The sequence below is a fragment of the Amycolatopsis orientalis DSM 40040 = KCTC 9412 genome (assembly GCF_000478275.1).
GTDB classification, from domain to species: domain Bacteria; phylum Actinomycetota; class Actinomycetes; order Mycobacteriales; family Pseudonocardiaceae; genus Amycolatopsis; species Amycolatopsis orientalis.
On the sequence record NZ_ASJB01000004.1, the window covers coordinates 86,814 to 98,897 of the forward strand.

Consider the following 12,084-nt stretch of genomic DNA (forward strand, 5'->3'; position numbering starts at 1 on the left):
GACAGGCTAACCGCGCGAGGCGGTGGGGAGTGCGTGACGCCGGATCGCGAGCGGTTCCGGGACGAGGATCGAGGCGTCGCAGAGGACACGGGCGGCGCGGCGGACGGTGACCCGTCGAGGCCGTCCGTCGCCGATCCCGGTGCTGACGACCTCGACGACACCCGCCGGGGTCCCGATGCGCAGGCGTTCCCCGCCCACCGCGCCGGAGTGCGCGCCGACAACGGAATCGCCGAGCAGGTTGGCCACGGCGATCCCGACCGCCGAGGTGAGGCCGATCGCCGGATGCGGGCTGTTCATCGAGAGCATGCGCACCGACACGTCGTAATCCCCGGCGGCGATCGGCTCGCCGGTGGTACTCACGTAGCCGACGGGTTCGCCGACGAGACCGACCTTGGGGACCGCGTCCGAGGGCTCGAGCCCCATCCGGAGCGCCGCGATCCGCCTGACCGATCTCAACCACGGCACCTCGGCACGAATGTCCACAACGGACTCCGCGCCGCCGCGGCCCACCGAAGAGGCGTCGACGAGGGCCATCGGTGCCCCGGCGTCGAGCAGGGTCACGCGGGCGTGGCGGCCCTCCGCTTCGATTTCTTCGACGGGGACCCCGGTGGGCAGCAGCGAACCGGTCGTTCCCCCGGCCGGATCGAGGAACGTCAGGCCGACCGCGACCCCGCCGGCGCGGGTGCCCGGCACGGTCACGGTGCCGAACTCGGGTACGACGCCGCCCTGGGTGTCCACAATGGCCTCGAGCACCGCGCCGGTGTTGAGGTTGCGCAGGACGACGGTGGTGCGGTCGCCGGTGATCGGCAGGAGGCCGCGGGTGACCGCCCACAGGGCGATGGCGGTCGCGCAGTTGCCGCAGTTGCTGCCCCATTCCACTTTGGGCACACCGATCCCGACCTGCCCGAAGAGATACTCGACGTCGATGCCGTCCGTGTCGCCGGGACGCACGACGGCGGCCTTCGAGGTCGTCGGCGTGGCTCCGCCGACGCCGTTCAAGTGCACCGGATCGTCGGCCCCGTAGGCGTTGACGAGCAGTTCCTCGATGCCGTCGAGGGTGGGGGGAACGTCGCGCTGGTCGAACAGCCAGCATTTGCTGGTGCCGCCACGCACGAGCGTCGCGGGAACGTGCACTCCGGGTACCTCACTCTCGCTAGGACTGAGGTCACCTTCGCTCCGCCGAGAGTTGAGCACAATGCTCGTTCTCTTACACTGGCTTAAGCTCAGCTAAACCCGTCTCAGCCGTCGGAGGTCCGATCGATGCTCGAAGTGCGCCGGATCCTGCTCCTCGCCGAGGTCGCCACCCACGGTTCCCTCACCGGCGCGGCCGAGGCGATCGGCATGACCACCTCGGCCGCGTCGCAGCAGATGTCCCGGCTTGAGGCGGAGGCCGGACAGCCACTTCTGGAGCGCCTGCCCCGCGGGGTCCGGCTGACGGACGCCGGCCTGGCGCTCGCCGAACGCGGCCGGGCGATCCGTCGTCAGCTGAGCGCCGCGCAAGCGGACCTGGACGTGTTCGCCCGCCTCGACCGGGGCACGCTCCGGCTCGGTTCCTTCCCGACGGTCAGCGCGAGCCTGCTGCCGCTGGCGCTGACCCGGTTCTCCCGGAAGTACCCCGGCGTCCGCGCGGCCGTCCGGTCGGCGATGCTGGCCCAGCTGCTCGAACTCCTGCACACCGGCGAGATCGAGCTGGCGCTGCTGTGGGACTACCACTGGAGTCGGGTCGACGACGACCAGCTGACCGTCACCCATCTGCTGGACGACCCCACCGTGCTCGTCGTGCCCGCCAACTCCGAGCTGCTCGAACAGACCGAAGTGAGCCTCACCGCGCTGGCCGGGCAGGATTGGATCATCCGCGCGGACAACCATCCCGTGGCGGAGGTGCTGCGCCGCAGCTGCCGCCTCGCCGGCTTCGAACCGACCATCGCCTACGAATCGCACGACTACCAGGAAGCGCAGGCGATGGTCGCCGCCGGACTCGGTATCGCCATCGCCCCGCGCCTGGCCCTCACCAACCGGCGCAACGACGTCCGCCTGGTCCCCTTCGGCACCGACGTGCCCGCACCGACCCGGCGGATCCTCCTCGCCCGCACCGAAAGCCGCGAGCCCACGCCCGCGGCCCTCGCGATGACCACGATCCTGCACGCGGTCGCCGACAAGTTCAGCGGCCCGGATCTCCGGCGGAGCCAGATCGGCACCGTCCACAGCCGCTAACCCTGACCCGCACTCAGCCGACTAATTGCTTTCCGGGAGGCGCGTTTAGTCGGCTAAATGCGGAAGTCACGCTGACCGTTCCGAAGAGGAGTCCCCGATGCGTGGGAAAGGGGCGGTGGAGAAGATGATCTCCACCGCCACCTCGAAGAACTCCGCGATCCGCAGGGCGAGATAGAGACTCGGGCTGTACTCGCCGCGTTCGAGGTAGCCGATGGTCTGGTAATGCACGCCCAGCGCATCGGCGAGTTCGCGGCGGGAGATGCCCCGCTCCGCCCGTAACATCGCGATCCGGTTGTAAACGACCTCGCTCATGAGCTAACCAATTCGCTGCATCGCCTTTTCGCGTCGTGCCGCCACCGAGGACCCGGACTCGCGCCGCGCCATGCGCCGCAGGACGACCGGGGCCAGCGTCAATCCGATCACGGCCCATACGGCCAGGACACCGAGGGTCTCCCATGGCCGCCACGACTGCCCGATCTCGATCATCACTGTCGAGTCCGGCAGCAGCGCCGATCGCATGCCGAGGCCGAGCCAGTACATCGGGAACACCTGTCCGATGCCCTGTAGCCATTCGGGCAGGCTGGTGATCGGGTAGAAGATGCCGGAGATCGCGCCGATTCCCAAGGTGGGCAGCATGATCAGGCCGATGCTGCGCGCGTTCGTGGTCAGTGAGCCGAAGATGGCGCCGATCGGCATGGTCGCGAGCAGGCCGAGTGCCAGCACCCACAGCAGGCCGAGCCATGACGTCCAGCCGCCGGGCGCGATGCCGTCGAACAGGAACAGGCCGGGGATCAGGACCAGCAGGATCCCGATGACGGTGCTGATGGAGATCGTGACGACCTTGCCGACGAGGTAGCCCATCATCCCGTTCGGGGTGGCCTTGGCACGCAGGAGCGTGCCGTCCTCGCGTTCGACGGCGAGGACGCCCGCCATCCCGAGCATGCCGCTGAACACGATCGACGCGCCCAGCACGCTCGGCACGGTGGCGGCGCCGAGCGAGAATTCCACGCCCGGCAGTTTCGAGTCGCGCATGAAGAACATGACGACCACGAAGATCACCGGGAAGACGAAGTAGTTGAACAGGTCCTCGCGGTCGGTCAGGGTCTGCCGCGACTCCAGGAAGCCCCGTCTGACACCCATCCGGACGCTGTGCTGGATCGCGTTCATCGCGCACCCACCTCCACGAGCGGGGTCTCGGCCTTGCGGACCAGGGTCATGTAGGTGTCTTCGAGCGACGCCCGCCGGACCTCCAGGTCGCCGATGGCGTCCCCGTGCTGTTTGAACAGTTCGTGCACGTACTTCGTCGATTCCGTCGTGGAGTGCACGAACCGCTGGCCGTCCAGGGTCCAGCGCACCTCGGCCTCGCCGGCGATCTGCCTGCTCAGCGCGTCGGCCGAACCGTCGGCGACGATGCGGCCGTGGTTCAGGATGAGGATCCGGTCGGCCAGCTTCTCGGCCTCGTCGAGGTCGTGCGTGGTCAGCAGGATCGTCGTGTCGTCGTCATCGGTCAGCCGGTGCACGAGGTCGTGGAACTCGCGCCGCGCCTCCGGGTCCAGTCCGGCGGTCGGTTCGTCGAGGAACAGCAGTTCCGGACGGCCGACGATGCCGATCGCGACGTCGAGACGGCGCCGTTGCCCGCCTGACAGCATCCGGATCCTCTTGTCCGCGTGCCGGGCCAGCCCGACGGCGGCGATCAGTTCGTCCGGATCCCACGGCCGCTTGATGCGATCGGTGGAGTACGGCGCGTAGTAGCCGCCCAGGTGCTCCAGCAGCTCGCGCACCCGCCATTTCGCGTGGTCGCGCCAGGCCTGGAGGACGACCCCCAGCCGCGCCCTCCAGTTCTCGTCCGCGTTCGCCGGGTCGATGCCCAGCACGCTGACCTCGCCTTCCGAACGCATCCGGAAGCCTTCGAGGATCTCGATCGTCGTGGTCTTGCCCGCCCCGTTCGGCCCGAGCAGGCAGATCACCTCTCCTCGGTGCGCGGTGAAGTCCACCCCGTGGAGGACGTCGTTCGTTCCGTACCGCATCCGCAGATCTTTGACGGAGATCATCACGTCCTGTGGATCTCTCATTGGTCACCCCCATCTCAGTGCTGCGACCGAATGTAGCACACCTACTACATAAGATCCGAGTGGTGCTAACGCCGAACTGAGGCATCTACAGTGAGCGCATGTCCACGAGCGCACGTGTCCGAGCCGACGCGTGCCCCGGCGTTTTCGCCACCCACGACGCCGCCGACGGACCGCTCGCGCGCGTCCGCCTTCCCGGTGGTGCCATCACCCAGGCCCAGCTCAGGGCCCTCGCCGACGCCGCCGACGACCTCGGCGACGGGGCGCTTCACCTGACCTCCCGCGGCAACGTCCAGCTTCGCGGGGTCACCCGGCCCGGTCTCGCGGCCAGGCTCTCCGCGGCCGGGCTCCTGCCCGCGCCGTCGCACGAACGCGTGCGCAACATCCTCGCGTCGCCACTGAGCGACGTCGCCCGACGCCTCGCGCCCGCCCTCGACCAGGCCCTGTGCGCGGCCCCCGAGCTGGCCGGACTCCCCGGGCGCTTCCTCTTCGCCCTCGACGGCGGCCAGGGCGACGTCGCGGGGGAGGGCGCCGACGCCTGCTGGCGTGACGGCGCGCTGCTGCTCGACGGCGCCGACACCGGCCTGCGCGTCACCGAGGAGCACGCCGTCGAAGCCTTGATCTCGGTCGCGCGGACCTTCCTTCAGATCAGAGGCACGGCCTGGCGAGTCAGCGAACTCACCGGCACGGACGCGCTGCTGCGTGGCGTCTCAGGCAAGCGAGTCGAACCGGAGACCTTCGCGACGAAGCCCGGCCTGCCCATCGGGCCGATCGGCGACGGCGCCGTCGGGGTCGCCCCGCCCCTCGGCCGGCTGACTTCCGCGCAGGCACGCGCGATCGCGAAGGCCGGAAAGGCCGTGGTCACGCCATGGCGTTCGATCCTCGTCCTCGGGAAGTTGGCCGGGGACACCGGCCTGATCACCGATCCGCGTGAGCCGTCGCTCGGTATCAGCGCCTGCATCGGACATCCCGGCTGCGCGAAGTCGCGTGCCGACGTCCGGGCCGACGCCGCGCGGATCGGCCGCACGCCGAGGGCGCATTTCGCCGGTTGTGAGCGGCGATGCGGAAAACCCGCCGGTGAGCACGTCGACGTGCTCGCGGCGGAGGACGGATATCTGGTCGACGGGACGTGGGTCCCGGCCGACGAGCTGGCGACAGTGTTGGCGGAGAAGGGACAGCAGTGATCGACTACATCCGCGACGGGGCCGAGATCTACCGGCATTCGTTCGCCACCATCCGCGAGGAGGCGGATCTCGCGATCCTCCCCGACGACGTCGCGGTACTGGCCGTGCGGATGATCCACGCCTGCGGGATGGTCGACCTCGTCGACGATCTCCGCTACAGCCTGGACGTGGTGGAATCCGGCCGCGCCGCCCTCGAAGCGGGCGCGCCGATCCTGTGCGACGCGAACATGATCGCCTCCGGGGTGACCCGCAAACGTTTGCCTGCCGCCAACGAGGTGCTGTGCACGCTGTCCGATCCGAAGGTGCCCGGCCTGGCCGAGCGGATGGGCACCACCCGGTCCGCGGCGGCGCTGGAGCTGTGGCGCGACAAGCTGCCCGGTTCCGTGGTGGCGATCGGCAACGCGCCGACCGCGCTGTTCCGGCTGCTGGAACTGCTCGAAGAGGGCGTCGGCGCCCCGGCGGCGATCGTCGGTGTCCCGGTCGGTTTCATCGGCGCCGCGGAGTCCAAAGTGGAACTCGTGAAGCGGGCACCCGCGCCGTATCTGGTGGTGCACGGACGCCGTGGCGGCAGCGCGATGGCCGTCGCCGCGATCAACGCGATGGCGAGTGAGGTCGAATGAGCGGGCTCGGGAAACTCTGGGGTGTCGGGCTCGGGCCGGGCGACCCGGAACTGATGACGGTCAAGGCCGCGCGGCTGATCGGCGAGGCCGACGTCATCGCCTATCACAGCGCGCGCCACGGCCGGAGCATCGCGCGGTCGGTCGCCGAACCGTATCTGCGGGACGGCCAGATCGAGGAGAAGCTGGTCTACCCGGTCACCACCGAGACCACCGACCACCCCGGCGGTTACGAGGGCGCGATCGCCGACTTCTACGAGCTGAGCGCGAAGCGGCTCGCCGAACACCTCGACGCCGGACGCGACGTGGTCGTGCTCTGCGAAGGAGACCCGTTCTTCTACGGCTCCTACATGTACATGCACGAGCGGCTCGCCGACCGGTACGAGGCGACCGTGGTGCCGGGCGTGACGTCGGTCAGCGCGGCGTCGTCGGTGCTCGGCCGTCCACTGGTGCAGCGCGACGAGGTCCTCACCATCCTGCCGGGGACGCTGCCCGCGCCGGAACTCGCGCGGCGGCTGGCCGACACGCAGGCCGCGGCGGTGCTCAAACTCGGCCGCACGTTCGGCAACGTCCGGGAGGCGCTGGCCGAGGCCGGGAAGCTGGACGACGCCTTCTACGTCGAACGCGCGACCTGGCAGGCGCAGCGCGTCGAGCCCTTCGCCGACGTCGACCCCGAGTCGGTGCCGTACTTCTCGCTGGCGCTGCTGCCCAGCCCCGCCTACGCGTCCCGGCTCGCCGACGAACCCGAAGTCGTCCGGAAGCGGGAAACGCACACCGGCGGCGAAGTCGTGGTCGTCGGGCTCGGTCCGGCGGGCCCGGACTGGCTGACGCCCGAGGCGGCCGGGGAGCTGGCCTCGGCGGAGCACATCGTCGGCTACGGCCCGTACGTCGCGCGAGTGCCGCAGCGCGCGGGGCAGCAGCGGCACGCGTCGGGTAACCGGGTCGAGGCCGAACGCGCCGTCGAAGCGCTGGAACTGGCCTCGGACGGGGCCAAGGTCGCGGTGGTGTCCTCGGGCGATCCCGGCGTGTTCGCCATGGCGTCGGCCGTGCTGGAGCAGGTCGCGGCCGGGCACGGCGCCGGCACGCGGGTGCGGATCGTGCCGGGGGTGACCGCCGCGCAGGCCGCCGCGTCCCGGGTCGGCGCGCCGCTCGGGCACGACTACTGCGTGCTTTCGCTGTCCGACCGGCTCAAGCCGTGGGAGATCATCGAACGGCGGCTCGACGCGGCGGGTGCCGCGGATCTCGTGCTCGCGCTGTACAACCCGGCGTCCCGGACGCGGACCACGCAGCTCGCGCAGGCCCGTGAAGTGCTGCTCCGGCACCGCGCGCCGGAGACGCCGGTGGTCGTCGCCCGCGACGTCGGCGGCCCGGAGGAGGACATCCGCGTGGTCACCCTCGGCACCCTCGATCCGGCGACCGTGGACATGCGCTGCCTGCTGATCGTGGGTTCGTCGAAGACCCGCGCCGAGAACGGGGTGGTCTGGACGCCGCGCACCTACGAGTGACGGCCCAGTCCGGCGTTGCGCGCCTGGCCCAGCAGGGTCTCGCGGTCGTCCGTGCCGACCTTGGCGTGCACCGCCGAGACGACGTTGCGCACGGTCTTGGTCGCGAGACCCAGCCGCCGCGCGACGTCCGCGATCCCGAGTCCGCCCGCCAGCAGATCGAGGACTTCGTGCTCGCGTGAGGTGAGCTGCGGGAACACCTGGATCGGCCGCGCCGTGTTCAGCAGGCCGTAGAGCCGGTTCGCCGCGTGCTCGCCGAAGACGACGGCGCCCGCCGCGACCCCGTGGATGGCACGGAGGAGGTCTTCGGGGCCCGCCGTCCCGGCCAGGACACCCCGGGCACCCGCGCGCATCGCGGCGACCCAGGTCTCGTCGTCGCCGGGCGGGGTCAATACGAGCACGGCGGTTCCCGGCACGCGGGAGGCCACCTCGCGCGTCACGGCGAGGCCGTCGAAACCGGGTGGCCGCACGGGCAGGACGAGGACGTCCGGCCGCAGCGCGGTGGCGCGGGCGAGCGCGTCGCGGTCGTCGGTCGTGTGGGCGAGCACCTCCAGTTCCGAGGACACGGGCAATTCGGCGACGCCCGCGAAGACCACTGTCACCACTGGGGTTCGAATCGGCACGCCATCGGTTGTAGCGCAGAACTTTTGTACAGTGTCCGGCCGTTTTCGGTGAACAATGACCATTCGATAACGCTTCGACGATCAGGGGGGCCTGGTGCCGAGACGCGAGCGCCCGCTGGGGCCGGGCGACGACGTCGTCGTGCGGTTCGCGGCGGATCTTCGGCTGCTCCGGGAGAAGGCGGGCGGGCCGACCTACCGCGAGCTTTCGTCCCGCGCGGGTTACTCGGCCGCCGCGCTGTCCGAGGCGGCGGGCGGCCGGAAACTGCCGGGGCTCGCGGTGACGACCGCGTACGTCACCGCGTGCGGCGGTGACATCCAGGCATGGGAGGACCGCTGGCGCGAGGTCGCCGCCGGACTCGCCGCGGCCGAAGGCGAACGAGACGAGACCGAGCTTCCGTACCTGGGCCTCGCCGCGTTCCAGACGACCGACGCCGCCCGGTTCTTCGGCCGGGACCGGCTGGTCGCCGAGCTGACCGGCAAGCTCGCGCGGCATCGGCTCGTCGGCGTCTTCGGCGCTTCGGGGTCGGGGAAGTCGTCCGTCCTGCGGGCCGGGCTGGCGGCGAAGAGCGAACGTCCGCCCGTCGTCCGGACTCCCGGCGCCCATCCGCTCGAAGCGGACCTCGACGCCGAGGGACGGCTGCTGATCGTCGACCAGTTCGAAGAGGTCTACACGCTCTGCCGGGACCAGGACGAGCGGGACCGGTTCATCGACGCGCTGCTGGCACTCGCCCGCGACGAGCACGGGACCCAGGTGGTCCTCGGCGTCCGCGCCGATTTCTACGGGCACCTCTGCCGTCACGCGGGTCTCGTGGCGGCGCTCACCGACGCGCAGGTGATGGTCGGCCCGATGACCGCCGACGAACTCCGGACCGCGATCGTCGAACCCGCCGTCCGCGCGGGCTGCCGGGTCGAAGCGGCACTGGTCACGACGCTCGTCGCCGACGCCACCGGTCAGCCCGCGGTGCTGCCGCTGGTGTCGCACGCGCTGCTGGAGACCTGGCGGCGGCGCCAGGGGATCACGCTGACCAGCGCCGCGTACGAGGCGGCGGGCGGGATCCTCAACGCGATCGCGCAGACCGCGGAATCGGTCTACACGGCTCTGGAACCGGACAGGCAGCGCGTCGTCCGGCAGATCTTCCTGCGGCTGACCGCGCTCGGCGAAGGCACCGAAGACACGAAGCGCCGCCTCAACCGGCGCGAACTCGACGACGATCCGGCGACGACCGAGGTCCTCGAACGCCTCGCCGAGGCGCGCCTGCTCGTCCTCGACCGCGACGGCGTCGAGATCGCGCACGAGGCGCTGATCCGCGGCTGGCCGAGGCTGCGGGACTGGCTCGCTGAGGACCGCGAAGGACATCGGCTGCACCGTCAGCTCGCCGAAGCGACCGATCTCTGGGAATCACTGGACCGGGACAAGGGCAGCCTCTACCGCGGCACCCGGCTCGGTCTCGCGGCCGAATGGGCGGCCAGGGAGCCGGACGCGCTGAGCGCCCGCGAGCAGGAGTTCCTGCGGGCCGGCCTCGACTCCGAAGCCGAAGAGGCCGCCGTCGGCCGCAAACGGACCCGCAGGCTGCGAAGGCTCGTCGCGCTCCTCGGCGTCCTGCTGCTCCTGGCGGGAGTGGCCGTCGGATACGCCGTCGACGCCGGGCGGACCGCCACCGATCAGCGGAATGTCGCGCTGGCACGGAAGGCCGTCGTCGACGCGAAGGGGCTGAGGGAGTCGAACCCGGCGCTGTCGACACAACTCAGCCTCGCCGCGTACCGGCTCGCGCCGATCCAGGAGACCCATGACGGCCTGCTCGCGTCCATGGCGGCGCCGTTCGCCACCAGGATGCCCTTCGATCCCGGCGACGTCACCGTCGCGCTGAGCGGGCAGCTCATGATCACCTCCGACTCCTACCGGGAGACGAAGGTGTGGTCCATCGCCGATTCGCGGCATCCGGTGGTCCTCTCGACGCTGCCCGGTTCGGCGGAGGTCCGCGGCCCGCTGGCGTTCAGCCGGGACGGCCGGGCGCTGGCGACCGTCACCCGCGAGCACGTCGTCCGGCTCTGGGATCTGACCGACCCGCGGCATCCGGTGCGGAAGGCGGACATCGCCGGGCACAGCGAAGTCCTCCTCTCGGCCGACTTCGGACCCGATGGCCACGTCCTCGTCACCGGCTCCGCGGACCGCACGATCAGGCTCACCGACGTCACCGATCTCGGCGCGCCGAAACCGCTCGGCGCCCTTCCGGCCGAGCAGCTCGAACGCGCCGTCTTCAGCCCGGACGGACGGCTGCTCGCGGTCACGAACACGAACTGGACGGCGGAACTCTGGGACGTCACCACGCTCTCCGCGCCACGACGGTTGTCCGTCCTTTCCGGACACAAGGACATCCAGCTCACCGCGTCGTGGAGTCCGGACGGACGGCGGCTGCTCACCACCAGCTGGGACCGCACGGCGCGGCTCTGGGACGTCACCGATCCGGCGGCGCCCCGGCCGCTGACGACGCTGAACACCCCGGCCGTGGTCTGGGCGGCCGGGTTCAGCCCGAACGGCAGGCTGGTGGTGACCGCCGGGGACGACCAATCCGTGCGCCTGTGGGACGTCACCGGGCAGGCGAAGGAACTGCCGCCGCTTTCCGGGCACACCAACGCCATCTGGTGGACCGCGTTCTCCCCGGACGGCAAGACCATCGTGTCCGCCAGCGCCGACCGGACCGTCCGGTTGCAGGACGTCGGCGAACTGGCGCTGTCCTCGAGCGTGGGCTGGAACGCCGGCACGTTCCTCGACGAGGGGCGCATCCTCGTCACCGCCGGGGACGATCTGCGACTGTGGGCGATGGACGACCTCCGCGCCCCGAGGCAGCTCGCGAAGCTCCCCGGCCTGGCCACCGTCACCGCCGTCGCGGTGAGCCCGGACCGGCGCAGCCTCGCGCTGGCCGCGCACGACGGCGCCGGGGTCGCCGGGACGTTCGTGCTGCAGCGCTGGGACATCAGCGATCCGACAGCACCGAAACCGCTGGCGTCGACCGAGGTGAAGCCCACGTACTCGCTCGCGTTCAGCCCGGACGGGAAGACCTTCGCCTCCGGCCACGACGACGGGCCGATCCAGCTGTGGGACATCAGCGATCCCACCCGGTTCGCCGAGCCGCGGGTCCTCCCCGTCGGTGACGGCACAGTGTGGTCGCTCGCGTTCACCCCCGACGGACGGACACTCGTGGCGAGCCAAGGCCTCGACTCGTCCGCGGTCACCCTGTGGGACGTCGCCGATCCTCGGCGGCCCGGTCTCGTCTCGACGCTGCGGCCCGACTCCGGCGCGCTGTTCAAGATGGCGCTCAGCCCCGACGGGCGCACCGTGGCGGCGGGCAGCGCCGACCGGAACGTCTACCTGTGGGACATCTCCGATCGCGCACACGCCGTGCGCCTGGCGAAACTGGGCGGAAATCCCGAGGGCGTCGGCCCGCTCGCGTTCGGCCCGAGCGGCAGGGAACTGGCGGCGTCGGCCTTCCGGACGGTGCGCGTCTGGGATCTCACCGATCCCCGGAACCCGGTCGAGACGGCGCAGCTCACCGGGTTTTCCGCGACGGTCAACTCGCTGGCGTACCGGGACGACGGGCAGACGCTCGCGATCGGCAGCAGCGGGGTGCAGCTGTGGCAGACGGACGCCGGGCGCGTGGGTGAGGAGATCTGCAGACTGGCGACGCCGAGGATCACCAGAGAGGAATGGCAGAGGTACTTTCCGGGGCTCGACTACACGCCACCTTGTGGGGGCTCGTGAGTGGTAATGAGGGTTCTAACCGTCATTACCACTCACGAGCCCACCCGGAACCCGGACATAAGTCGGCATGAGGTGGCCAGAGACGACCCGCACGGAGATGGCCCGAATGGGCCGA

Annotated in this window: 10 protein-coding genes; 5 read left to right on the forward strand and 5 right to left on the reverse strand. The window is 70.8% G+C overall.

Going from position 1 to position 12,084, the window contains the following annotated elements; translation table 11 throughout:
- Window positions 1–6 precede the first annotated feature (6 nt).
- Window positions 7–1,134, reverse strand: a complete 1,128-nt coding sequence (locus L324_RS00880) for a PrpF domain-containing protein (protein WP_037303348.1) — start codon at window positions 1,132–1,134, stop codon at window positions 7–9.
- 126 nt (window positions 1,135–1,260) lie between these two features.
- Here L324_RS00880 and L324_RS00885 point away from each other — a divergent pair, with 126 nt between their 5' ends.
- The gene (locus L324_RS00885) at window positions 1,261–2,214 is read left to right on the forward strand and encodes a LysR family transcriptional regulator (protein ID WP_037303349.1); all 954 of its coding nucleotides are present in this window, start codon (window positions 1,261–1,263) and stop codon (window positions 2,212–2,214) included.
- A gap of 66 nt (window positions 2,215–2,280) precedes the next feature.
- On the opposite strand, the gene L324_RS00890 is transcribed toward L324_RS00885, so the two are convergent.
- From L324_RS00890 to L324_RS00900, 3 genes are read right to left on the reverse strand one after another with little or no spacing between them, the layout of a single operon-like run.
- Window positions 2,281–2,526: a helix-turn-helix transcriptional regulator gene (locus L324_RS00890; protein ID WP_005162705.1), complete on the reverse strand. Its 246-nt coding sequence runs from the start codon at window positions 2,524–2,526 to the stop codon at window positions 2,281–2,283.
- A gap of 3 nt (window positions 2,527–2,529) precedes the next feature.
- Window positions 2,530–3,381: an ABC transporter permease gene (locus tag L324_RS00895; protein ID WP_037303353.1), complete on the reverse strand. Its 852-nt coding sequence runs from the start codon at window positions 3,379–3,381 to the stop codon at window positions 2,530–2,532.
- Window positions 3,378–4,286, reverse strand: a complete 909-nt coding sequence (locus L324_RS00900) for an ABC transporter ATP-binding protein (protein ID WP_037303355.1) — start codon at window positions 4,284–4,286, stop codon at window positions 3,378–3,380. The genes L324_RS00895 and L324_RS00900 overlap by 4 nt, the downstream gene beginning before the upstream one ends.
- Before the next feature lie 98 nt (window positions 4,287–4,384).
- Between L324_RS00900 and L324_RS00905 the strand changes: the two genes are divergently transcribed.
- From L324_RS00905 to L324_RS00915, 3 genes are read left to right on the forward strand one after another with little or no spacing between them, the layout of a single operon-like run.
- Window positions 4,385–5,467, forward strand: a complete 1,083-nt coding sequence (locus tag L324_RS00905; RefSeq protein WP_037303356.1) for a ferredoxin-like domain-containing protein — start codon at window positions 4,385–4,387, stop codon at window positions 5,465–5,467.
- Window positions 5,464–6,087 (forward strand): precorrin-8X methylmutase, encoded by a 624-nt coding sequence (locus L324_RS00910; protein ID WP_037303357.1) that lies wholly within the window; start codon window positions 5,464–5,466, stop codon window positions 6,085–6,087. Before L324_RS00905 ends, L324_RS00910 begins: the two co-directional genes overlap by 4 nt.
- Complete coding sequence (locus L324_RS00915; RefSeq protein ID WP_037303358.1) at window positions 6,084–7,589, forward strand: precorrin-2 C(20)-methyltransferase; 1,506 nt, start codon at window positions 6,084–6,086, stop codon at window positions 7,587–7,589. The genes L324_RS00910 and L324_RS00915 overlap by 4 nt, the downstream gene beginning before the upstream one ends.
- Here the strand turns inward: L324_RS00915 and L324_RS00920 are convergent.
- A complete protein-coding gene (locus L324_RS00920) occupies window positions 7,580–8,209 on the reverse strand; it encodes a response regulator (protein ID WP_235783371.1) in 630 nt (209 codons plus the stop codon). The genes L324_RS00915 and L324_RS00920 overlap by 10 nt on opposite strands.
- Window positions 8,210–8,303: 94 nt before the next feature.
- Between L324_RS00920 and L324_RS00925 the strand changes: the two genes are divergently transcribed.
- The gene (locus tag L324_RS00925) at window positions 8,304–11,969 is read left to right on the forward strand and encodes an nSTAND1 domain-containing NTPase (RefSeq protein ID WP_051173552.1); all 3,666 of its coding nucleotides are present in this window, start codon (window positions 8,304–8,306) and stop codon (window positions 11,967–11,969) included.
- Window positions 11,970–12,084 lie beyond the last annotated feature (115 nt).